Below are 23,173 nucleotides of genomic sequence, written 5' to 3' on the forward strand. Positions count from 1 at the left end.
CGGCACGACGGCACGGCTCACGACAAGGCCGGTGACACGACGGAGGGCCCCGCACGCGCGCGTGCGGGGCCCTCTCGGCTGTTCGGCGTCTCAGCCGTTCACGGCTTCAGCACCAGGGTGTCGCTCGTGCTGTCGTCGACCGCCTTCTTCTTGAACGACCAGTCGAGCAGTTCGCCCTTGGCCCACTTGTCCGTCTGATCGGTGTAGTGGGCGCTGAAGGCGTGCCCGGAGGCACCGGTGAGGTTGATCCACTTCGACTTGTCGAGGTCGTCCAGGTTGACCACCATCCGCATCGACGGCACCCAGACGACGTCGTAACCGCCCGCGGCGTTCCAGCCGGTCGCGTCGACCGCCGCCTCGCCGCCGCCGAGCTTCCAGGGGCCGCGGTTGAGGATGGTCCGCAGGATGCCGGGACCGCTGGTGCCCAGGGTCTGGTTCTTCAGGAACAGGCGGTGCAGCCGGCCCCAGCTCCAGGTGTCGATGTCCTTGCCGAGCTTGGCGGTCAGCTCCCAGCGGGCGTCGATCATGGCCCGCGCGAACAGCTTGTCGCGGTTCTTCTCGGCGCCGGGGCGGGTGCCCACCTCGGGCGTCGTCCACCAGTCGCTGTCCTGCTTCTCCATGAGGGTGCTCACGACCTCGAACCAGCGGTCGCCGCCGTCCGGCTGCGCCTGGTCGCCGTCGCGCTGGCCGCACTCGCGGACCTTGTCCTTGTCGTCGACCGGACCGGTGGTGTCGACCGGGTCGACCCACAGGCACTGGCCCTCGACCCGCAGTTCCTTGGGCAGCTTGTGGCCGAAGGCCAGCTTGAGGATGTTGCGCCACACCGCGTTGAAGTAGGCGGCCGCGGCGGAGTCGGCGTCCTGGGTGCGGTCCCAGCCCTGAAGCAGTTCCTGCGCCTCACGGACGTCCGCGTCGTCCAGGTTGATCTTCAGCAGCGTGGGCACCAGCTTGTTGGCGATCTGGCTGCTGTTGTCCAGCTGCATCTGGCGCATGTCGTCGGTGGAGACCTTGCCGCCGCCCTTGATCTTCTGCTTGATCAGGTCGGTGATCCGCTGGCTGCGGGTGCCGTAGCCCCAGTCCGCGGTGAGCGTGTACGGGTACTTGTCCGGGTCGACCACGGCCTGGTTGGCGGTGACGATGTAGCCGCGCTCCGGGTCGTACTCGTAGGGCAGCTGGTCGAACTTCAGATAGCCCTTCCACTTGTTCCTCGACTCCCAGCCCAGGGTGGGGACCCTGCCGTCGAGGCCCTTCGCGCGCGTGGGGATCTTCCCGGGCAGCTGGTAGCCGATGTGGTTCCTGGTGTCGGCGTAGACCAGGTTCTGCGAGGGCACGTCGAACTTCTCGGCCGCCTTGCGGAAGGCGTCCCAGTCGGCCGCCCTGTTCATGGCGAACACGGCGTCCATGGAGGTGCCGGGCTCCAGCGCGGTCCACTTCAGGGCGACCGCGTAGCCGTTCCCGCGGTCGGGGGCGTCGTCGTCGACGGTGGCCTTCCTGCCGACCTTGACCAGTTCGTCGTCCCGGTCGGACAGCAGCGGCATCCCGTCCTCGGTCTGCCGGACCACGATCTTCTTCGCCGTGCCGCCCGCGACCTCGATGGTCTCCTCGCGCGTGACGAAGGGCTTGACCTTGCCGTCGTAGAGGTAGCCGTCGCCGGAGAGTTTCTCCAGGTAGAGGTCGGTGACGTCGACGCCGGAGTTGGTCATGCCCCAGGAGATGTCCGCGTTGTGGCCGATGACCACGCCGGGCATGCCCGCGAAGGTGTAGCCCGAGACGTCGTACTGGCACTTGTCGGAGACTTTGCGGCAGTGCAGGCCCATCTGGTACCAGACGGACGGCAGGGAGGCCGACAGGTGCGGGTCGTTGGCCAGCAGCGGCTTACCCGTGATGGTGTGCTCACCGCCGACGACCCAGGAGTTGGAGCCGATGCCGTTGCCGTTCACGCCGACGGCCGTGGGCAGGTCGTCCAGGACGTCGTAGAGGCCCGCGAGCTGGCCCTCCAGGGCCGAGCCGGACGTGTCGGCCGTGTCGGAGGAGGTGCCGGACCCTCCGGTCGCGCCGTCCAGGGAGGAACCGTCCGAGGTGCCGTCCGCGGAACCGTCCGAAGTGCCGTCCGAAGTGCCGTCCGCTGAGTCCCCGGAGCCACCGGAGCTGCCGGAACCGCTCTGCTCGAACGTCTCGGTCAGCTCGTCGTACTGGCCCTCCTGGACGATCGGCTTGTTGCGGTCGTACGGGTACTGCGGGTACAGGTCGGCGATCTGCTGCGGGCCGAGGCGGCTGGTCAGCAGGGCGCGGTCGATCTCGTCCTGCATGTTGCCGCGCAGGTCCCAGGCCATCGCCTTCAGCCAGGAGACCGAGTCGACGGGCGTCCACGCGGCGGGCTTGTAGTCGTTGGTGAACCCGAGCGCCGCGTACTCCAGCGAGATGTCCTCGCCGTCCTTGCCCTGGAGGTAGGCGTTGACCCCCTTGGCGTACGCGTCGAGGTACTTCTTCGTGGAGTCCGACAGTTTCTTGTCGTACTCAGCCCGGGCGATCCGGTCCCAGCCGAGGGTGCGCAGGAACTCGTCGTTGTCGACCTGGCTCTTGCCGAACATCTCCGACAGGCGCCCGGAGGTCATGTGACGGCGCACGTCCATCTCGTAGAACCGGTCCTGCGCCTGCACGAAGCCCTGCGCCATGAACAGGTCCTCGTCGGAGGAGGCGTAGATCTGGGGGATGCCGTACCCGTCCCGCTTCACGTCCACCGGCCCGGAAAGGCCGTCCAGGGTGATCGAACCCTTGGTCTGCGGGAAGGAGGCGCGGACGGTACTGATCGACCAGTAGCCGCCGTACGCGATGCCTCCGATGAGGGCCAGCACCAGGACGAGCACGAAGAGCCGGGCTTTGCGCCCCTTCTTCCTGCCGGACTCGGCGGGCTTGTCGCCCGTTGTGGCGGTGGTGTTGGGGGGCATCGCTGTCCTTGCTGTCCTAACGCGAGCGGCAGGTCGGGCTATGACTATGAATGAGCGCTGGAGCAACCATAGGCGCAGGGGTCCGCGCCACTTGACGCGGAGTCGGCAACCAGCGCGTAAGGATGTTCGATCTTCCACCGTCGAGCGTCAAGAAATCGTCAAGAGTTAGGTAAGGTAACGAAGTAATGGGGTCCGGGGCGCCGCAGCTTCGTGTCCGATGTACATGTGCGCCCCGCGCGCGAGACGCGCGGGCCAGCGAAGGGAACCGCCGCTGACTGTCCACCACCTCAACCAGCTCCTGTTCGTCTGCTCGCTCGTCCTGCTCGTCGCCGTCGCAGCGGTCCGGATCTCCTCGCGCAGCGGACTCCCCAGCCTGCTCGTGTACCTGGGCATCGGCGTCCTCATGGGCCAGGACGGCATCGGCAACATCCACTTCGACAACGCCGAGATGACCCAGGTCATCGGGTACGCGGCCCTGGTCGTGATCCTGGCCGAGGGCGGCCTCGGCACGAAGTGGAAGGAGATCAGGCCGGCCCTGCCCGCCTCCTCCGTGCTGGCGCTGGCCGGGGTCGCGGTGAGCGTCGGCGTCACCGCCGCGGCGGCCCACCACCTCGTCGGGCTGGAATGGCGGCAGGCGCTCATCATCGGCGCGGTGGTGTCCTCCACGGACGCGGCGGCGGTCTTCTCCGTGCTGCGCAGGATCCCGCTCCCCTCGCGCGTGACGGGCACCCTGGAGGCCGAGTCCGGCTTCAACGACGCGCCTGTCGTCATCCTGGTCGTCGCCTTCTCCACCGCCGGACCCGTCGAGCACTGGTACGCGCTGCTGGGCGAGATAGCGCTGGAGCTGGTCATCGGCGCCGCCATCGGCCTCGCGGTCGGCTGGCTGGGCTCCTGGGGCCTGCGCCACGTGGCCCTGCCCGCCTCCGGCCTCTACCCGATCGCCGTCATGGCGATCGCGGTCACGGCGTACGCGGCGGGCGCGCTGGCACACGGCAGCGGCTTCCTCGGCGTGTACCTCGCGTCCATGGTCATGGGCAACGCGAAACTCCCGCACTGGCCCGCCACCCGCGGCTTCGCCGACGGGCTCGGCTGGATCGCCCAGATCGGCATGTTCGTCCTGCTCGGCCTGCTGGTGACCCCGCACGAGCTGGGCGACGACGTGGTGCCGGCGCTCGTCATCGGTCTGGTGCTGACCATGGTGGCGCGCCCGCTCAGCGTGGTGCTCTGCCTGACGCCGTTCCGCGTGCCCTGGCAGGAGCAGACGCTCATGTCCTGGGCGGGCCTGCGCGGCGCGGTCCCCATCATCCTGGCGACCATCCCCATGGTGAGCGGCATCGAGGGCAGTCGCCGGATCTTCAACATCGTCTTCGTCCTGGTCGTCGTCTACACCCTGATCCAGGGTCCGACGCTGCCCTGGCTGGCCCGCACGCTGCGGCTCGGCAAGGACCCCGAGGCCGACGACCTGGGCATCGAGTCCGCGCCACTGGAGCGGCTGCGCGGGCACCTGCTGTCGGTGGCGATCCCGGAGGGCTCCAAGATGCACGGCGTCGAGGTCAACGAGCTGCGGCTGCCCGCCGGGGCCGCCGTCACCCTCGTCGTGCGCGGCGGCACCTCCTTCGTGCCGCTGCCCACGACCGTCCTGCGGCGCGGCGACGAGCTGCTGGTCGTCGCCACCGACCCGGTCCGGGACGCGGCCGAGCGACGGCTGCGCGCCGTGGGCCACGGCGGCAAGCTGGCCGACTGGCTGGGGACGGACGGCGCGGACGCACGGTGAGCGCGCGCCCCCGCTCGACCGGGTCGGCACCCGGCACCCGGCCCGGCACCCGCGAGCGTTAAGCGCAGGTTTCGTACCGTTCACACCTCCTTCATTCGGAGGCGGTCCCGTTCGTGGTGCTCACTTTCACAGGCACCGCGGGCGGTGATCCCTGTACGATGAAGGCACACCTTGATCGAACCAACTCTGCCTGACGCAGAGCTGGCGCGACCGTATGGCGGCCGGAACACCTCCCGAGTGGGCACCGGTATCTACCGCAGTGCGCGCAAGAGGACAGCTCTCGGCGCCGCCCGAACACACAAGGGGTCGCGCTACCAGGCGGCAGAAAGGCACGGGCCGTGGCATCCACGGTCACCTCCGAGCCGTCGCAGGACGCGCCGGCCTCGCCCCGCCCGGGGTACGGGCAGCTGCTGCGCACCCGCGGCGCCTGGACGTTCCTGCTGCCCGGCTTCGCCGCGCGCCAGCCGTTCGCCATGCTCACCATCTCCATCGTGCTGCTCGTGCAGCACACCACCGGCTCCTACGGCGTGGCGGGCGCCGCCGCGGCCGTCACCGGTGTCTCCATGGCGCTGTGCGCGCCCTACACCGGCCGTCTCGCCGACCGGTACGGCCAGCGCGCCGTACTGATCCCGGGCGTCCTGGTGCACTCGCTGTCGGGCCTGACCCTGACGGCGCTCGCGCTGGGCCACGCCCCCCTGTGGGCGCTGTTCGTGGCGGCGGTGCCCACCGGCGCCTCGGTCCCGCAGGTCGGCCCGATGGTGCGGGCCCGCTGGGGCGTGAAGCTCAAGGGCTCACCCCTGATGACCACGGCGGCCGCCTTCGAGTCCGTCACGGACGAGCTGACCTTCGTGGTGGGCCCGCTCCTGGCGACCGCGCTGTGCACCGCCGTGAACCCGGCCGCCGGCCTGGTGACCGAGGCTTCGCTGACCCTGCTCGGCGGTCTGCTGTTCGCCGCGCAGAAGGGCACCCAGCCCTCCGTCGCCGTCGACGGGCACGCGCGCGTGGAGCACGCCTCCGCCCTGGGCATCCCCGGTGTGCGGGTGCTGATCGTGGCCTTCCTCGGCATCGGCTCGGTCTTCGGCGGCATGCAGGTCTCCCTGGCCGCGTTCACAGAGTCGATCGGCGAGCCCGGCCTGAACGGCGTCCTGTACGGCACCTTCGCCGCCGGCAACATGCTCTCCGGCCTGGTCTGCGGCGCCGTCGCCTGGAAGTCGGCCCCCCAGCAGCGTCTGGTGGTCGGGTACACGGCGCTGGCCCTCACGGCGTCCGGCCTGTGGGCGGCGCACTCCGTGCTCCTGCTGGCGGGCCTCGGCCTGCTGGTCGGCATGTGCATCGCGCCCGCGCTGATCACCGGCTACACGCTGGTCGAGGGCCTGGTCCCGGCGGGCGCGCGCACCGAGGCGTTCACCTGGCTCACCGGCGCGGTGGCGCTCGGCCAGGCGGCGGCCGTCACCGCGGCCGGTCAGTTGGAGGACCGCTTCTGGGGCGGCGCCGGTTTCCTGGTGCCGCTGGCCGGTACGGTCCTGGCCCTGGGGACGCTGCTGGCGCTGCGCTCGCGGCTGGTGGCGCGGCCGCGGGGCCGTACCGTCGCACGTGGCGTCGGTCACCGCTTGCCGGTCGCAGTGGACTGATCCCGGGGAATGCGTCAGTATGGACCGTCGTTAGCACTCATTGAGTGAGAGTGCCAGGAGGAAGACAGTGCCGACCTACCAGTACCAGTGCACCGAGTGCGGCGAGGGCCTCGAGGCGGTGCAGAAGTTCACCGATGACGCCCTGACCGAGTGCCCCAACTGCGGTGGCCGCCTCAAGAAGGTGTTCTCCGCCGTCGGCATCGTCTTCAAGGGTTCCGGCTTCTACCGGAACGACAGCCGCGGCTCCTCGTCGAGCAGCGCGCCGGCGTCGTCGCCCTCGAAGTCGTCGACGCCCTCGACGCCCTCGACCACGTCTTCGTCGTCCTCCTCGGACTCGAAGCCGTCCAGCTCCGGCACCTCGGCGGGCAGCTCCGCCGCGTAAGCCACACTTCCCGGACCCCGCCGTCGTACGACGGCGGGGTCCTCGGTGTTCTCTGCGCTCCGCCGACGCCGGCCGGGGGCGTCGGGCGGCCGGGGGCGTCCGGAGCCCGGAGCCGGATCCAGGGCGTGAGCGGCGCCCGCTACTGTGCTGGTCATGGTGAACGCAGAGATCGGCGTAATCGGCGGCTCGGGCTTCTACTCGTTCCTGGACGACGTGACCGAGATCCAGGTGGACACCCCCTACGGGCCACCCAGCGACTCCCTCTTCCTCGGTGACATCGCCGGCCGGCGGGTCGCCTTCCTGCCCCGGCACGGTCGCGGTCACCATCTGCCGCCCCACCGGATCAACTACCGGGCCAACCTCTGGGCGCTGCGCTCGGTCGGCGTGCGCCAGGTCCTCGGCCCGTGCGCGGTGGGCGGCCTGCGCCCCGACCACGGCCCCGGCACGCTGCTGGTGCCGGATCAGCTCGTCGACCGTACGAAGACGCGGCCCGGGACGTACTTCGACGGGCTGCCGCTGCCCGACGGCTCGGTGCCCAACGTGGTGCACGTGTCCCTGGCCGACCCCTACTGCCCCACCGGCCGCTCGGCCGCGCTGAAGGCGGCGCGCGGGCGGGAGTGGGAGCCGGTGGACGGCGGGACGCTCGTCGTGATCGAGGGGCCGCGGTTCTCCACCCGTGCCGAATCGTTGTGGCACCAGGCGCAGGGCTGGTCGGTGGTGGGCATGACGGGTCACCCCGAGGCGGCTCTCGCACGCGAACTCGAACTCTGCTACACGTCGTTGACACTGGTCACGGACCTCGACGCGGGTGCCGAGACCGGCGAGGGCGTCTCCCACGAGGAGGTGCTGCGGGTGTTCGCCACGAACGTGGACCGGTTGCGCGGGGTCCTCTTCGACGCGGTGGCCGCGCTGCCCCCGACCGGCGAGCGGGACTGCCTGTGCGCCAACGCGCTGGGCGGGCTGAATCCGGGGTTCGAGCTGCCGTAGCGGCGGAGGGCCGAAGGCAGAGGGGCAGATCCGGAGTTCGGGCTGCCGTGGCGGCGGAGGGCGAGGGCAGAGGACGGAAGGCGTCGCCGGTGCGGACGGCCTCGTCCAGCTTGGGGAGGGCGGGCGATCCTCACCCACTGCGCCCGGTTCTTCGGAGGCGGAAGTCGGGACTCATCGTTCGGGTGAGGGAGTTGTCCACAATCCGGCGGTGATCCACCGGTTCGGGCGGGCGGTGGCGCGAGGGCTCACCGTGGATGGACAGGCCCCGTCCGTCCTCGCTGGTGGTGATCCCGTTGTCCTTTCGGTCCGCGTCTCCCTGTAGCCCTCCTTCTCCGCTTGTGCGGCCTTCTCCTCCTGCCCCGCCTTCTCTCCCCGGTGCTCCTTCTCTTCCCGTCGCTTCATCGCTCCTCGTTGCTCCGTCCCTTCTCGTTCCCTCCCTCCCCGTTCCGCCCTCGTGCGAGGTCCCGCAGTTCGCTCCGGTGCGGGTCCGGGGCGGGCTTCACCTACTGCACCGGCTGGCACGGAACCGGAGGCGGGCTCTCGCGGTCGGCCTGGCCGTCACGGCCGCCGCGCTGGTGGCGGCCGGCCCGCGGGACGGTGAATCGACTCGCGGACACCCGGTCGGAGGGTCGCCCGCTCGCGCCCAGTCGTCGGCACGCGCTCCTGCCGGTGGCTCCCACACCGCCGGGAGGGTGAGGGCGGCGGTGCGGATCGCCGACGCGGCCACCGTGCGGCTGCTGCGCCCGGGCGACCGGGTCGACGTCATCGCCGTCGACCCCGCCGAGCGGCCCGCGGTGCGGGACGGCGAGGCCCACGTGATCGCGCGCGGTGCGCTGGTGACCAAGGTGCCGGGACAACCGTCGTCCGACTCGGTCGGCTCCGGTGCCGAGGGCACCGACCGGGCCGCCGACTGGACCGCTGACGGGGCCGTCGAGGGCGGCGGTGACGGCGGCGCGCTGGTCGTGCTGTCCGTACCCCGGTCCACCGCGGCCCGCCTCGCGGGGGCGAGCGCCACGGCTCGGCTGGCGGTGACCCTGTGGTGAGTCTCGTCGTCCGGGGCCCACGGGCCTCGCTGCCGCTTCCCCTGTCAAGTCCCTCCTTGGAGCTACCGCATTGGACACGCCCGCCCGGGGGTGACGTAGGTTGCGGAGCTGTTTGTTCCACGACCCGTCCATGCGAGGAGTGTCACCGAGGTGAGCGAAAAGGCGAGCGTCTGGCAGGGCTTCAAGGCCTTCCTGATGCGCGGGAACGTCGTCGATCTGGCAGTCGCGGTGGTGATCGGCGCGGCCTTCACCAACATCGTCAACTCGGTGGTGAAAGGGGTCATCAACCCGCTGGTCGGCACCATCGGGACGAAGAACCTGGACAGCTACAACTCCTGCATCAAGGGGCCCTGCGTCGGCACGGGCGACACCGCGACCGGTGTCCGGATCCTCTGGGGATCCGTCCTCGGCGCGACGCTGACCTTCGTCATCACGGCGGCCGTCGTCTACTTCCTGATGGTCCTGCCGATGTCGAAGTACCTGGCGCGAATGGAGGCCCGCAGGAAGGCCAAGGAGGGCACGCACGAGGTCATCGAGATCACCGAGCTGGAGGTGCTCAAGGAGATCCGCGACGCGCTGGTCGCCCAGCGCGGCTCCGGGCACGGCGAGCGGTAGCGGTCCCGCGCGGGGCCTGGCGGCCGGTGGTCCGACGGGCGATGGCCCGACGGATGGTGGTCCGGCGGGCGATGGCCGGGCGGGCTCGCCGGGTTCAGATGTGGTGGGGCGGCTTCTCGTCGAGGAAGCGCTTGAGGTCGGCCGCGCTGTCGCCGCCGGCTCCTGGCCGATCGCCCCATCCGCCGTCCGTGTCGTCCGAGGACTGGCGGTCCAGCGGGTCGTCGAAGATCAGCGCGGCCTTGGGCTCACGCGGCTCGGGGGCGGTGGGGGTACTCATGGCTCCAGGGTACGGCCCCGGGTGCGGACCGGGGCGGCCCTCGACCGCCGCCCGGCCCCGGCCCCCTCACCCGCCCGTCTCCCCCGCTGAACTGCGCCTTCGCGCACGGCATCAGCCGTCATCGGCCCGTGCACTCCTCGGCAAGATTTTCCCCGCGACATCTGTTGTGCTGGGATCCATGACGCCCAGTCCTCCTCCGCCGTCCTCCCCGTCCCCCTCTTCCTCCCCGTCCCCCACGCCCACACCCGGTGCGCCGGCGCACCCCAGGCCGCTCCGCAGACTGACGTCCCGCGGCCGGGGTGAGGCCCACCGCGTCGCCTCCCCGCTGGAACTGTTCTTCGACCTCTGTTTCGTCGTGGCCATCGCCCAGGCGGGCATCCAGCTGGTGCACGCCGTGGCGGAGTCCCACGCGGGCGAGGGCATCCTGAACTACGCGATGGTCTTCTTCGCCATCTGGTGGGCCTGGATGAACTTCACGTGGTTCGCGTCGGCCTACGACAACGACGACGTCCTCTACCGGGTCGTCACCCTCGTACAGATCGCGGGCGTCCTGGTCCTGGCCGCCGGGGTGTCACGGGCGTTCGAGGACCACGACTTCCTGGCCGTCGTGGTGGGCTACCTGATCATGCGGCTGGCCATGACCACGCAGTGGCTGCGCGTCGCCCTGTCGAGCGAGGGCGCGGAGAGAGCGATGGCCCTGCGGTACGCCGTCGGCGTGGCGCTCTGCCAGATCGGCTGGCTGGGGCTGCTGTTCCTGCCCGAGGGCGGCAAGCCCTGGCTGTTCCTGGTGATGGCGCTGCTGGAGATGTGCGTTCCGGTCTACGCGGAGAAGGACCACCCGACCTCCTGGCACCCGCACCACATCGCCGAGCGCTACGGGCTGTTCACGATCATCGTGCTGGGCGAGACGATCGCCGCGGCCACGGTCGCCGTGAAGGTCGGCATCGACGAGAACGACGCCCTCGACGAGCTGCTCCCGATCGCCGCGGGTGGGCTGTTGATCATCTTCTCCGCGTGGTGGATCTACTTCGTGGTGCCCATCCACGGCCGGCTGCGCTCCAGCAAGGAGGCCTTCCGGTGGGGTTACGGCCACTACCTCGTCTTCGCCTCGGCCGCCGCGATCGGCGCGGGCCTGGAGGTGGCGGTCGAGCAGGCGGTCGGCGAGGCGCACCTGTCGACGTCCGCCGCGTCGGCGGCGGTGACCCTGCCGACGGCGCTGTATCTGCTGACCGTCTGGGCGCTGCATTCCCGCCACTTCAAGGTGGGCCTCGCCCAGCAGTCGGTGCTGCCGGTCGCCGCGCTGCTGGTGGTCTGCTGCACGTTCCTCGGTGACTGGTCGGTCCTCGCGGCGGGCCTGGTGTCGGCACTGACGGTGGCCACCGGGACGACGCTCACGGCGCGCATGGCCGCGCGGGACAACACGCCGCGGGGCGCCGGCGAGGCGGTATGACGGAAGCCGGGTGACCTTCGGGTGCGCTGCCTGGCCCGCTCCCCGCGACGGCTGCGCGGCCACCCGTGGGCCGGCAGGCGGAGGTGGTGCGCGGGGACGTCACGGACGTCACGGACGTCACTGACGGCGCGGTGCTCGCCGAGGCCATGGACGCGGGCCGTGTGACGCCGGGCCCTGCGGGACGCCGCGCCGCGTGCCGCTCACGCCGTACGGGACGCCACGCCGCGCGCCGCCCGCGCCGCGTACCGCCCACGCCGTACGGGACGCCACGCCGTGCGGGACCGCCCCGCTGTGTGCCTCAGGGCGTGCGACGGGAGCTGCTGGGGAGCCGGTGCGCGGGAGGCGGGGTGAGGGCCGCGCGGTGTCGGTCGCCGCGCGGGACGAGGGGCTGGGGCGGAAGAGGGCTGAACGGGGTTGAGCGGGGCTGCCCCGCCGGGTCGGCGGCGCGCGAGACTGGGGCGTATGACAGTTGACGCTCTGACAGTCGGCGCTCTGACGGATGTGGCCGGGATGCGCGTGGGGCATGCCTCTCGCACCGGGGACGGGTGGCTGACCGGCACCACGGTCGTCCTCGCCCCGGAGGGCGGGGCCGTGGCCGCCGTGGACGTACGCGGCGGTGGCCCCGGGACCAGGGAGACCGACGCCCTCGATCCGCGCAACGTGGTGCAGCGGGTGGACGCGATCGTGCTGACCGGTGGCAGCGCCTACGGACTCGACGCGGCGTCGGGGGTGATGGCCTGGCTGGAGGAGCGGGGCCGCGGGGTGCCGGTCGGCGCGGACCCCGCACACGTCGTGCCGGTGGTGCCCGCCGCGTGCGTATTCGACCTGGGGCGCGGCGGTGACTTCCGGGCCCGCCCGGACGCCGCGCTCGGCCGGGCCGCGGTGGAGGCGGCCGCGGCGAGCACACCCGGGGCGCGGGTGCCGGAGGGGTGCGTGGGTGCCGGGACGGGCGCCGCGGTGGGGCCGATGAAGGGCGGGGTGGGTACCGCCGCCACCGTGCTCGACTCGGGTGTCACGGTGGCCGCGCTGGTGGTGGCCAACGCGGCGGGCTCGGTCCTGGACCCGGAAACGGGCGTGCTGTACGGGGAGTTGTTCCAGGGACGTGTGGCGTATCCGGAGGAGGAGGTGCACGAGGCGGCCCGTCGGCGTCTGGCGGAGAGCGCCGCGAAGAGTGCGCCCCCGCCGCTGAACACGACCCTGGCGGTGGTCGCGACCGACGCGGACCTCACGAAGGCACAGGCGCAGAAGCTGGCGGGCACGGCGCACGACGGCATCGCCCGCGCGGTACGGCCGGTGCATCTGCTGCACGACGGGGACACGGTGTTCGCGCTGGCGACCGGCGGGCGTCCGTCGGGCGCCGATCCGCTCGGCACCGCGCATCCGCTCGCCCTGAACGACGTCCTCGCGGCGGGTGCGGACATGGTGACGCGGGCGATCGTGCGGGCGGTGCGCGCCGCGGAATCGGTGACGGCGGCCGGCGGGACGTGGCCGTCGTACGGGGAGTTGTACGGGAACCGGTAACCAAGTCCCCTCAAAAGGCGGGGTCATTGTCCCGGTTCTGTCACGCGACGGGCTCAGTGGCGGACGGCGGGAACCCCGGCGGCCGTGGTGGTCCTCTTCCTCCACGTACTGGAGCGGATCTCGCACATCACACGAAGCTGGAGCAGCCCGTGACAACGCCGAACAAAACAGCGCGGCGCACACTGGGGGCCTGTGCCGCCCTGGTGGTCGGCGCCCTCACCCTGTCCGCCTGCGGCGGCAGCGCCAACGCCGAGGACAAGAACGGCAAGGGTGGTGCGGACTCTCCCAGGACGTCCACCGCCAAGATCGTCATCTCGGCCGCGGACGGTTCCATGAACGCCTCGATCAACAGCACCGGCGTGAAGGTGAGCGACGGCCGGCTGACCACCGTGAAGATGACGGTGGCCGGGACCCAGCAGGTCGTGGCGGGCACGCTCGCGGCGGACGGCAGCAGCTGGAAGCCGAAGGAACAGCTGGAGCGCGGGACGAAGTACGAGATAGCGGCGACCGCGAAGGACGCGGGCGGCCGGACGGTGGCGGCCGACTCCGTCTTCACGACGGTGTCCTCGGCCAACAGCTTCATCGGGACGTACACGCCGGACAACGGCACGACGGTCGGTGTCGGGATGCCGGTGTCCTTCACCTTCGACAAGGCCATCGACGACAAGAAGGCCGTCCAGTCGCACATCACGGTCTCGGCCAGCAGCGGGCAGAAGGTGGTCGGCCACTGGTTCGGGTCGCAGCGGCTCGACTTCCGGCCCGAGGAGTACTGGAAGGCCGGTTCCAAGGTCACGATGAAGATCGACCTGGACGGCGTGCAGGGCGCCAACGGCGTCCACGGCGTGCAGAAGAAGACGGTCACCTTCACCATCGGGCGCTCGCAGGTCTCCACGGTCGACGTCGGCACCCAGACCATGTCCGTGGTGCGGGACGGGGCGGCGCTGAAGACGGTCCCGATCTCCTCGGGCAGCGCCGAGCACACGACGTACAACGGCCAGATGGTGATCACGGAGAAGTTCACGCAGACGCGGATGAACAGCCGGACGGTCGGCCTGGGCGGCGAGTACGACATCCCGGACGTGCCGCACGCCATGCGCCTGACCCAGTCCGGGACCTTCATCCACGGCAACTACTGGTACAACAAGGGTAATCCGCCCTTCGGCCGGGAGGGCACCAGCCACGGCTGCGTCGGTCTCGCGGACACGCGGGGAGCCCAGGGCGACACCCCCGCCAAGTGGTTCTACGACAACTCGCTCGTCGGCGACGTGGTGATCGTCAAGAACTCCCCCGACAAGACGGTCGCCCCGGACAACGGCCTCAACGGGTGGAACCTGGCGTGGAGCGCATGGATCGCGGGGAGCGCGACCTGACCCGTCCGAGCGCCTCCCGTTCCGGCGGGAAGCGTCTCTGACCGGCGGTTTCCGACGGATCCTCGGGCCGCGCGGGAACTTCTCGCGCGGCTTCCGCGTTTTCCCGGCGTACGTTTTCCCGGTTCCCGGACACGACGTCCGACGGAGGGGCTACGGTATGCACCCACAAGGTGACATGCAGCAACGCCGGGAGAAACCTTGAGCGTTCCGTACGAGACGGCAGCGCACGAAGCAGCCGAGTCGCCCGAGACTCCGGAGGAGCATCTCGCGCGGCTCCTCGGTCGCGCCCTGAACTCCTTCGAACTGCCTGACGACTGTGTGAGACAGCTCGACTCCGCGCTGGCGCACGACAGCTCGCTGCACTCCGCGCACCACAGCGCGGGCCTGCACCGGGAGACGTACCGGCACACCTGGCTGTTGTCGGACGGCTCCGCGCTCACCCTGTGGGAGCTGGTCCACAACCCCACCCCGGGCAGTGAGCCGCAGCACGAGGTGTACGTCGACGAGGAGGAGCTGCGGGCCGCCACGGCCCGGCTGCCGCTCCCGTCGGACACGGCGGACTTCGAACTGCCGGTGCTGGTCCAGCTGGCGCCGATCCCCGCCCCGCGGCACGTGTACGTGCCGGACGACTCGGCGGACCACGCGCGCCGACTGCTGCGCCGGGCGGAGAACGCGGACCGGCCGGGCGCCGAGACGGCCGCGCTGCTGAGGTCGGCGTTCGCGCACCAGATCACCCAGGCCTTCGGCCGGCCCTGCCGTGCGGGGCGCATCGGCCTGGGCTTCACGCTGTACGAGCACGCGTTCCTGCTCCGTGACGGCCGGGAGGTCTCCCTCTGGGAGGTCGAGCACACGGCCACACCCGACGGGCGGCACATGTGCGAGGTGTATCCCACCGAGGACGCGGCCCGCGAGGCCATGGAACGCCGGGCGGCCCAGGTCTCCTGAGCCGCGGTCATCCCGCCGGGCCCCGGCCGCTGGACCCCGGCCGCAGGGCCCGCCGCCGGTTCAGCGGTCGTCGCCGAGCCGTCGTACGAGACCTTCGAAGGCGGCCCGCTCCGCCGCGGTCAGTTCCACGGCCTCCAGAGGCGGGCCGGTCCGGCGCTGGGCCGGGACGGCGGGGAGGGCCTGCCGGGCCGACGAGTGCGGGAGACGGGCGGGGGCCGGCCGGCGTACGCCCCTGTCCTGGCGGCGATCGGTGTCCGGGCGCCGTGGTTCCGTGTCCTGGCGGGGTACGGCCGTGGTGCGGCGGCGTCCGCGCGGGACCGGGCGTATCGCGTCGTGACCGGGGCGCATCGCGCCCAGGGCAGGGCGCCGTGTGCGCTGTGCGCCGACCCCGAGACCCCACGCGCCGGCGTTCGGACGACTGCGGCGCAACAGGGCGGTCACGGTGACCAGCCAGGCGACTCCCGCCAGGGCGAGGACGAGCGCCGCCGTGCCCGTCGGACGGGGGATCGAGAGGTACTCAGGCATACCGACCAGTAGACACCGCAGACGTCACGGTCCGGGACTTTCGCCCCGGACCGTGACGTATCTCGCAGGTGCCGCCGGTCGCCCGAAGGCCCCGCGCGTACGGGAGTTACGCCGCCACCGGCTGCTTGCGCTCCGCCGCCGAGGGGGCGGCCGTGTCCTCCGCGCCGGGAGCCGCGGCCCCGTTGGCGGGCTTGCGCAGGCCCTTGAGCACGACGACCAGGGCCGTCGTGGCGCACACACCGGCCGCGATGGCGACCAGGTAGAGGAACGGGTTGCCGATCAGCGGGACCACGAAGACGCCGCCGTGCGGGGCGCGCAGGGTCGCGCCGAACGCCATCGACAGAGCACCGGTGATCGCGCCGCCCACCATGGCGGAGGGGATCACGCGCAACGGGTCGGCCGCCGCGAACGGGATCGCGCCCTCGGAGATGAACGAGGCACCCAGGACCCAGGCGGCCTTGCCGTTCTCGCGTTCCGTCCGCGTGAACAGCTTGCCCCGGACGGTCGTGGCCAGGGCCATCGCCAGGGGCGGGACCATGCCGGCCGCCATGACCGCGGCCATGACCTTCATCGCGGAGTCGCTCGGGTCGGCGACGGCGATGCCCGCGGTGGCGAAGGCGTAGGCGACCTTGTTGACCGGCCCGCCGAGGTCGAAGCACATCATTAGGCCCAACAGGGCGCCCAGGAGGACGGCGTTGGTGCCGGTGAGGCCGTTGAGCCAGTCGGTCATGCCCTTCTGCGCCTCGGCGATGGGCTTGCCGATGACCACGAACATCAGGAACCCGACGACCGCCGAGGAGATCAGCGGGATCACCACCACCGGCATGATGCCGCGCAGCGCCGCCGGGATCCGGACCTTCTGGATCGCCATCACCACGCCACCGGCGATCAGGCCGGCGACCAGACCGCCCAGGAAGCCGGCGTTGACGGTCAGGGAGATCGCGCCGCCGACGAAGCCGGGCACCAGGCCCGGCCGATCGGCCATGCCGTAGGCGATGTAGCCGGCCAGCACCGGGACGAGGAAGCCGAAGGCCACGCCGCCGATCTGGAAGAGCAGCGCGCCCCAGCTGTCCGCCTGGGTCCACACGAAGTGGTCCATGACCGACGGCGCCTTGTTGATCTCGTAGCCGCCGATGGCGAAGCCGAGGGCGATCAGCAGGCCGCCCGCGGCGACGAACGGGACCATGTAGCTCACGCCGGACATCAGCCACTTGCGGAGCTTGGTGCCGTAGCCTTCGGTGGAGTCGCCGGCGCGCTCGACCGGCGTGCCGGGAGCGGACCCGGCGGTGACCTCGCCGCGCTCCGCCCTGCCGCGCACCTCGGCGATCAGTTCGGCGGGCCGGTTGATACCCGCCTTCACGCCGACGTCGACGGTGGGCTTGCCCGCGAAACGGTCCTTCTCCCGTACGGGGACGTCGTGGGCGAAGATCACGCCGTCCGCCGCCGCGATGACGGCCGGGTCGAGCCGGGTGAAGCCGGCCGAGCCCTGGGTCTCGACGACCAGTTCCACACCCGCCGCACGGCCGGCGTTCTCCAGGGACTCGGCCGCCATGTAGGTGTGGGCGATACCGGTCGGGCAGGAGGTGACGGCGACGACACGGAAGGGGGACGCGCCGGTGTCGGGTACCGAGGGGGTGGCCGCAGCCGAGGCGTTGCCCGTTGTGGCGTCGGCGGAGGCCGCCGCCGACGCCACAACGGTGTCTTCGGGGCCGCTCGCGCCCTCGGCGGGCGCCTCCGCGGGCGCCGCCTGCGCAGGCTCCTCCGCGGGCGCTTCCCCGCGGATCAGCGCCGCCGCGGCAGCCGCGTCGCGTACCGACCGCAGGGCGGAGGTGAAGTCGGCGTTCATCAGCTGGCGGGCCAGTGCCGACAGGATCGTCAGGTGGGCGTCGTCGGCTCCCGAGGGAGCGGCGATCAGGAAGACCAGGTCGGCCGGGCCGTCCGGCGCGCCGAAGTCGATACCGGCGGCGCTGCGCCCGAAGGCGAGCGTCGGCTCGGTGACGTGGGCGCTGCGGCAGTGCGGGATGCCGATGCCGCCGTCGAGGCCGGTGGGCATCTGGGCCTCACGGGCCGCCACGTCGGCGAGGAAGCCCTCCAGGTCGGTCACCCGGCTCAGGGCCACCATGCGTGCGGCGAGGGACCGCGCCGCTGCTTCCTTGGTGTCGGCGGACAGGTCGAGGTCGACCAGTTCCGCGGTGATCATCTCGCTCATCGCGGGCTCCTTCGCTCGCGTATCGCCCGGGGGGTGTGCTGGGCGCAAGGGGGGACGGGGGTGCGGTGGGGGTCGGTAGGGCGGGCGGAGGCGGGGCGGGGCAGGCCCCGCCTCCGCGGGCCGGCAGGCTGGTACGGGCCCTGCCCACCCTGGTCAGCGGGGCGGCTCAGGACGCCACGCTGCCCGTGCTGGGCGGCGGGTAACGGGGACCCTCGCCGCGTCCCGGCCGCCGCGGTGAACGGGGCCGGCGAAGTGTGCGTTGTCCGCGGGGAGCGGCGTGCCGTGACGGGCGCGGGACGGCGCGTCGTGCGACGCCCCGCGCTCACGGCCGTGCCGGAACCCGGACCCGTACCCGCGCCTGCGCCCGCGCCCGGCCCCGGGCGTGAGCCCGTCCCGAGACCCGGACCGACACCGCCCACACCAGGCCTCCAACCGTCACTCACGGCAGGCCTCGAACCGTCACTCCGGCCCGGCCCCGACCAGACGGCCGTGACAGACGCCGGACGCAGACCCGCGGCAGACCCCGGACGCAAACCCACGGCGGACCCCGGACGGACGCTCATGACACCGGCTCCTTCAGCTCGCGGTCCACCGGTACCTCCGTGGTGACCGTCACCGCCGCCGGGTGCAGGTCGGCCGGGGTCGGCATCACGCTGCCGGGCAGCTGGACGGCGGCCGCGCCGTGTGCGACGGCGGAGGCGAGTGCCTGCGGGCCGCTGCCGCCGGCGATGAGGAATCCGGCGAGGGAGGAGTCCCCGGCCCCCACGTTGCTGCGGACGGCGTCGACGCGCGCGGTGGCGAACCAGGTGCCCGCGTCCGCCACGAGCAACTGCCCGTCGGCGCCGAGGCTCGCGAGTACGGCGCCCGCGCCCATCTCGCGCAACTCCTCGGCCGCCTTCACCGCGTCGCCCACGGTCGCCAGGGGGCGCCCGACGGCCTCGGCGAGCTCCTCGGCGTTCGGCTTCACCACGTCGGGCCGCTCGCGCAGCGCCTCCAGCAGCGCGCGCCCCGAGGTGTCCAGCGCGATCCGGGCGCCCCCGGCGTGCGCCCGCGCGACCACTTCGGCGTACCAGGAGGGCGCGAGCCCGCGCGGGAGGCTGCCGCAGCAGGCGATCCAGTCGGCGTCGCGGGACTGCTCGCGCACGGTCTCCAGGAGAAGCTCCTGCTCCTCGGGGGAGAGTTCCGGCCCCGGCGCGTTGATCTTCGTGAGCACGCCGTCGGACTCCGCGAGCGCGATGTTCGAGCGGGTGGCCCCGGCGACCGGGACCGGCGCCACCTCGATGCCCTGCGCGTCGAGCAGCTCGGCGACGAGCGCGCCCGGCGCACCACCCAGGGGCAGTACGGCGACCGTGCGCCGTCCGGCGGCCGCGACGGCACGGGAGACGTTGACGCCCTTGCCGCCGGGGTCCATGCGCTCGCCGGTGGCGCGGATGACCTCACCGCGGTCGAGGGAGGGGACCTCGTAGGTGCGGTCGAGGGACGGGTTCGGGGTGACGGTGAGGATCATGCGCGTACCACTTCCGTGCCGCCGCGCTCGATGGCGGCCGCGTCGTCGGGGCTCAGCCCGCTGTCGGTGATCAGCAGGTCCACGTCGCCCAGGTCACCGAAGCGGGCGAAGTGCTCCTGACCGTGCTTGGCGGAGTCGGCGAGCAGGACGACACGGCGGGCCGCGGCCATCGCCGCCCGCTTCACCGCCGCCTCGGCGAGGTCGGGGGTGGTGAGCCCGTGCTCGGCGGAGAACCCGTTCGCGGCGACGAACAGGATGTCGGCGCGGATCTCGCCGTACGCCCGCAGCGCCCAGGCGTCCACGGCGGCGCGCGTACGGTGCCGTACGCGCCCCCCGATCAGGTGGAGCTGCATGCCGGGGTGGTCGGCGAGGCGGGCCGCGATCGGCAGGGAGTGCGTGACGACCGTGAGGTCGGCCTCCAGCGGGAGGGCGGCGGCCAGGCGGGCGACGGTCGTACCGGCGTCGAGGATCATCGTGCCCTCGGCCGGCAGCTCGGTGAGGGCCGCCTTGGCGATGCGGTCCTTCTCGTCGGCGGAGGTGGACTCGCGTTCGGCGAGGTCCGGCTCGAAGTCGAGGCGTCCGGCCGGTATGGCACCGCCGTGCACGCGGCGGACGAGGCCGGCGCGGTCGAGGGCCTTCAGATCGCGGCGGATCGTCTCCGCCGTGACCTGGAACTCCTCGGCGAGCGACAGGACATCCACCCGGCCGCCGTCACGGGCGAGCCGCAGGATCTCCTGCTGCCGCTCCGGTGCGTACATGTCCGTTCGCCTCCGACCGTTCCCGGGTTTATGCCCGATCCTGTGGTTTCGTCACGGAGGCTACGCCCGGATTTCCGGAAAGTAAACAGGTTCGGACGTCGTTCGGGCATGAACGGACTTCGGCTCGTCCTGACCGGAGGGCGTCCGGACAAGGCGAAGGGCCCGGCACCTTCACAGGTGACAGGCCCTTCTCTCGCGGTGGCGAGACGCGCCCCGTTGCAGGACGCGCGCCCCCTCTCGGGACATGTGCCGCGTTCAGGACACGCGCCCCGGTCAGGACACGAGTTCCGGCTTCTTCTCGTTCCCGGCCGTCAGCGGCTCCGCGCTCGCCGCGCTTCCCGTGGCCTCCGCGCTTCCCGCGTCCTCCGCGCCCTCCACATGCTGGGCGGGCCGCTTCGGGAGTGCGAACATCAGCAGGAAGATGACGGCCAGCACCGCGGCCACCCAGCCCAGCGCGTACCGGAAGGCGGCCACGAACTCCGGGCCGATCTCGGCCGGGGCCGGCCGATCGCCGATCCGGCCGAAGAAGACGACGGACACCAGGCCGAGGCCGAGCGCGTTGCCCATCTGCTGCACCGTGTTGATCAGCCCGGACGCCGAACCCGCGTGCGCGCGCGGTACGTCCGACAGCACCGCGTCGGTGAGCGGGGCGACGATCAGTCCCATACCGGCGCCCATCACGGTGAGCGGCAGGATCATCTGCCAGGGGGCGATACCGAGGCCGTAGTGCCCGGACTCCCACAGGTAGAGCAGGACGCCCGCGGCCATGGTCAGCGCGCCCGCCTGGAGCACCTTGCGACCGAAACGGGGGACGAGCTTCTGGACCGAGAGACCGGCGGCCGTCGAGACCGCGAGGGAGAACGGGATGCCCGTCAGACCGGCGCGCAGCTCGCTCCAGCCGAGGCCGATCTGGAGGTACAGCGTCCAGACCAGGAAGAAGATGCCGAGGCTGACGCCGAAGACCGTCTGGACCGCGATGCCCGCGGCGAAACTCTTGACCCGGAAGAGGGAGAGTTCGATCAGCGGCGAGCCGTCCCGCGCGCCCTTGCGCCGCTCGTACGCCACCAGCGCGCCGAAGACGCCGAACGCGCCGGCCATCGACAGGTACCCCCACAGCGGCCAGCCCAGCTCACGGCCGCGGGTCAGCGGGTAGAGGAGCATCAGCAACCCCAACGTCACCAGCGCGACGCCGACCAGGTCGAGCTTGAGCGCCTTGGGCGCCCGCGACTCGGTGATGAAGCGGCCGCCGAGGACCAGTGCCGCGATGCCGACCGGCAGGTTGATGAGGAAGATGGGCCGCCACTCCAGCCCGAAGAGGTTCCACTCCGTCAGCAGCGCGCCCAGCAGCGGTCCGGAGACCGCGCCCAGGCCGACGATCGCGCCGAAGAGTCCGAAGACCTTGCCGCGCTCGTGCGCCGGGAAGGTGGCGTGCACGATCGACAGCACCTGCGGCACCATCAGCGCCGCCATGCCGCCCTGGAGGAGGCGGGAGGCGACCAGCATCTCCGGGTTCGCGGCGAAGCCGCACAGGGCGGAGGCGAGGGTGAAGCCGCCGATGCCGAGCAGGAACACCCGCTTACGGCCGTGGATGTCGCCCAGGCGTCCGCCGGTGATGAGGCCGGCGGCGAAGGCGAGCGCGTAACCGGCGGTGATCCACTGGATCTGGCTGTCGGAGGCACCCGCGTCCCGCTGCATCGCCGGGATGGCGATGTTGACGATGGTGACGTCGACGAGGTCCATGAAGGCCGCCGTCATCACGATCGCCAGGGCGAACCACCGGCGGCGGTCGGTCACGTACCCGGTTGCGCGGACGTGCGCCCCGTCGGGGTGCTCGGCCGGACCGGGACCGGCGGGAGACTTGGTCTCGTTGGAGGTCATGTGAGGACACTAGGACCCCACTAGGCCAGAACGTGTCCTAGTGGTGCGGCATCCTCGGACGCATGACGACGGACACCCCGGCTCGGCTGCTCCAGCTCCTGTCCCTCCTCCAGACGCCCCGCGAATGGCCCGGCGGTGAACTGTCCGACCGGCTGCGGGTGTCCCGCCGCACGGTCCGGCGGGACATCGACCGGTTGCGGGAGCTGGGCTATCCCGTTCAGGCGACCAAGGGCTCCGACGGGGGGTACCGGCTGGTCGCGGGCAAGGCGATGCCCCCGCTCGTCCTCGACGACGAGGAGGCGGTGGCGATCGCGGTCGGCCTGCGGGCGGGCGCCGGGCACGCGCTGGAGGGCGTGGACGAGGCGTCCGTACGGGCGCTGGCGAAGCTGGAGCAGGTGCTGCCGACCCGGCTGCGCCACCGGGTCTCCACCCTCCAGGCCGCGACCACCCCACTGACCAGCGGGGACGGGGCCAGCATCGCGCCCGAGACGCTCACCGTCATCGCCTCGACGGTGGCCGGACACGAACGGCTGCGGTTCGCCTACCGCGCGAAGGACGGCACCGGCTCGCGCCGCCTGACCGAGCCGTACCGCCTGGTCTCCACCGGCCGCCGCTGGTACCTCGTCGCCTACGACCTCGAACGCGACGACTGGCGGACCTTCCGCGTCGACCGGATCGGCGAGCCCTTCGCCACCGGAACCCGGTTCGCGCCGCGGGAGGTGCCGCAGGGGGACGCGGCGGAGTACCTGCGCCGGTCGATCCAACGCCGCCAGGAGACGTACGAGTTCGATGTCACCTTCCGGGCCCCGGCGGAGGCCGTCGCCGCACGGCTCCCGTCCTGGTCCGGCACCCCGGAGCAGACCCCCGACGGCTGCCGCCTGCGCTCCGTCACCGGCGACCCCGTGGAATGGCTGGCGGTCCGCCTGGCCATGCTGGGTCACGAGTTCACGGTCCACTCCCCGAGCGAACTGGTGCGGTGCGTGAACGAGTTGGGGGGACGGATGGCACGAGCGGGGGCGGGAGCGCAGACGGGGACGGGAGCGCAGACGGAAGCAGGGGCGCAGGCGGAGGCGGGGGCGGGGGCGGGGGCGGAGGCCAACGTCGATGCGGAGGCGGAGGCAGAGGCAGAGGCCAACGTCGATGCGGAGGCGGAGGCCAACGTGGATGCCGGGGATGTCGGTCGGGGTGCGGAGCCGGGTCGGAGGGGTTAGCCGGAGGCGCTGCTCGCGCTCCCCCACTCCATCCCGCGCACCGCTTCCAGGTTCCGCAGGGCCAGCTCCGCCGGGCCCCGCGGGCCGTTCGGGGGATCGTTGGTCGTGGCCCAGCTCTCGACGGCGACCCGCACCGCGGCAC

General features: G+C 72.1%; 18 protein-coding genes. 11 read left to right on the top strand and 7 right to left on the bottom strand.

Annotation, left to right across the window (positions count from 1 at the left end; translation table 11 throughout):
* Window positions 1–98: 98 nt before the first annotated feature.
* Window positions 99–2,948: a penicillin acylase family protein gene (locus ACFYO5_RS29920; protein WP_388714615.1), complete on the bottom strand. Its 2,850-nt coding sequence runs from the start codon at window positions 2,946–2,948 to the stop codon at window positions 99–101.
* A 217-nt stretch (window positions 2,949–3,165) separates the two neighbouring features.
* Between ACFYO5_RS29920 and ACFYO5_RS29925 the strand changes: the two genes are divergently transcribed.
* From ACFYO5_RS29925 to mscL, 6 genes are all read left to right on the top strand, one after another.
* Window positions 3,166–4,722, top strand: a complete 1,557-nt coding sequence (locus tag ACFYO5_RS29925; RefSeq protein WP_388714618.1) for a potassium/proton antiporter — start codon at window positions 3,166–3,168, stop codon at window positions 4,720–4,722.
* A 338-nt stretch (window positions 4,723–5,060) separates the two neighbouring features.
* Entirely contained in the window at window positions 5,061–6,353 is a 1,293-nt protein-coding gene (locus ACFYO5_RS29930; RefSeq protein WP_356565253.1) for an MFS transporter, read from the top strand.
* Window positions 6,354–6,420: 67 nt separating this feature from the next.
* A complete protein-coding gene (locus ACFYO5_RS29935; RefSeq protein WP_356565251.1) occupies window positions 6,421–6,735 on the top strand; it encodes an FmdB family zinc ribbon protein in 315 nt (104 codons plus the stop codon).
* Between the two features lie 153 nt (window positions 6,736–6,888).
* Window positions 6,889–7,722 (top strand): S-methyl-5'-thioadenosine phosphorylase, encoded by an 834-nt coding sequence (locus ACFYO5_RS29940; RefSeq protein ID WP_356565249.1) that lies wholly within the window; start codon window positions 6,889–6,891, stop codon window positions 7,720–7,722.
* 254 nt (window positions 7,723–7,976) lie between these two features.
* Window positions 7,977–8,765, top strand: coding sequence for an RcpC/CpaB family pilus assembly protein (locus ACFYO5_RS29945; RefSeq protein WP_388714622.1), 789 nt, complete (start codon window positions 7,977–7,979; stop codon window positions 8,763–8,765).
* A 150-nt stretch (window positions 8,766–8,915) separates the two neighbouring features.
* The gene (gene mscL / locus ACFYO5_RS29950) at window positions 8,916–9,380 is read left to right on the top strand and encodes a large conductance mechanosensitive channel protein MscL (protein ID WP_388714625.1); all 465 of its coding nucleotides are present in this window, start codon (window positions 8,916–8,918) and stop codon (window positions 9,378–9,380) included.
* Window positions 9,381–9,474: 94 nt separating this feature from the next.
* Here the strand turns inward: mscL and ACFYO5_RS29955 are convergent, their stop codons facing one another.
* On the bottom strand, window positions 9,475–9,657 hold the full coding sequence (locus ACFYO5_RS29955; protein ID WP_388714627.1) for a hypothetical protein: 183 nt from the start codon (window positions 9,655–9,657) through the stop codon (window positions 9,475–9,477).
* A gap of 178 nt (window positions 9,658–9,835) precedes the next feature.
* Here ACFYO5_RS29955 and ACFYO5_RS29960 point away from each other — a divergent pair, with 178 nt between their 5' ends.
* The 4 genes from ACFYO5_RS29960 (at window position 9,836) to ACFYO5_RS29975 (ending at window position 14,943) form a co-directional block, all read left to right on the top strand.
* Entirely contained in the window at window positions 9,836–11,107 is a 1,272-nt protein-coding gene (locus tag ACFYO5_RS29960; RefSeq protein ID WP_388714630.1) for a low temperature requirement protein A, read from the top strand.
* Window positions 11,108–11,569: 462 nt separating this feature from the next.
* A complete protein-coding gene (locus ACFYO5_RS29965) occupies window positions 11,570–12,628 on the top strand; it encodes a P1 family peptidase (protein ID WP_388714633.1) in 1,059 nt (352 codons plus the stop codon).
* Between the two features lie 149 nt (window positions 12,629–12,777).
* Window positions 12,778–13,998 carry an Ig-like domain-containing protein gene (locus ACFYO5_RS29970; RefSeq protein WP_388714636.1) on the top strand — a complete coding sequence of 407 codons (1,221 nt, stop codon included), beginning with the start codon at window positions 12,778–12,780 and terminating at the stop codon, window positions 13,996–13,998.
* A gap of 198 nt (window positions 13,999–14,196) precedes the next feature.
* Entirely contained in the window at window positions 14,197–14,943 is a 747-nt protein-coding gene (locus tag ACFYO5_RS29975) for a DUF6227 family protein (protein ID WP_388714639.1), read from the top strand.
* A 60-nt stretch (window positions 14,944–15,003) separates the two neighbouring features.
* On the opposite strand, the gene ACFYO5_RS29980 is transcribed toward ACFYO5_RS29975, so the two are convergent.
* From ACFYO5_RS29980 to ACFYO5_RS30000, 5 genes are all read right to left on the bottom strand, one after another.
* Window positions 15,004–15,468 carry a hypothetical protein gene (locus ACFYO5_RS29980; protein ID WP_388714642.1) on the bottom strand — a complete coding sequence of 155 codons (465 nt, stop codon included), beginning with the start codon at window positions 15,466–15,468 and terminating at the stop codon, window positions 15,004–15,006.
* 106 nt (window positions 15,469–15,574) lie between these two features.
* Window positions 15,575–17,677: a fructose-specific PTS transporter subunit EIIC gene (locus ACFYO5_RS29985; protein ID WP_388714645.1), complete on the bottom strand. Its 2,103-nt coding sequence runs from the start codon at window positions 17,675–17,677 to the stop codon at window positions 15,575–15,577.
* A gap of 559 nt (window positions 17,678–18,236) precedes the next feature.
* On the bottom strand, window positions 18,237–19,184 hold the full coding sequence (gene pfkB, locus ACFYO5_RS29990; protein WP_356565233.1) for a 1-phosphofructokinase: 948 nt from the start codon (window positions 19,182–19,184) through the stop codon (window positions 18,237–18,239).
* Window positions 19,181–19,942 carry a DeoR/GlpR family DNA-binding transcription regulator gene (locus ACFYO5_RS29995; RefSeq protein ID WP_356565232.1) on the bottom strand — a complete coding sequence of 254 codons (762 nt, stop codon included), beginning with the start codon at window positions 19,940–19,942 and terminating at the stop codon, window positions 19,181–19,183. Before ACFYO5_RS29995 ends, pfkB begins: the two co-directional genes overlap by 4 nt.
* 273 nt (window positions 19,943–20,215) lie before the next feature.
* The gene (locus tag ACFYO5_RS30000; protein ID WP_388714649.1) at window positions 20,216–21,820 is read right to left on the bottom strand and encodes an MFS transporter; all 1,605 of its coding nucleotides are present in this window, start codon (window positions 21,818–21,820) and stop codon (window positions 20,216–20,218) included.
* Between the two features lie 62 nt (window positions 21,821–21,882).
* Here ACFYO5_RS30000 and ACFYO5_RS30005 point away from each other — a divergent pair, with 62 nt between their 5' ends.
* A complete protein-coding gene (locus tag ACFYO5_RS30005; protein ID WP_388714652.1) occupies window positions 21,883–23,031 on the top strand; it encodes a helix-turn-helix transcriptional regulator in 1,149 nt (382 codons plus the stop codon).
* Window positions 23,032–23,173: the final 142 nt, after the last annotated feature.

It is taken from the genome of Streptomyces sp. NPDC006259, assembly GCF_042870975.1.
Taxonomy (GTDB): Bacteria; Actinomycetota; Actinomycetes; order Streptomycetales; family Streptomycetaceae; genus Streptomyces.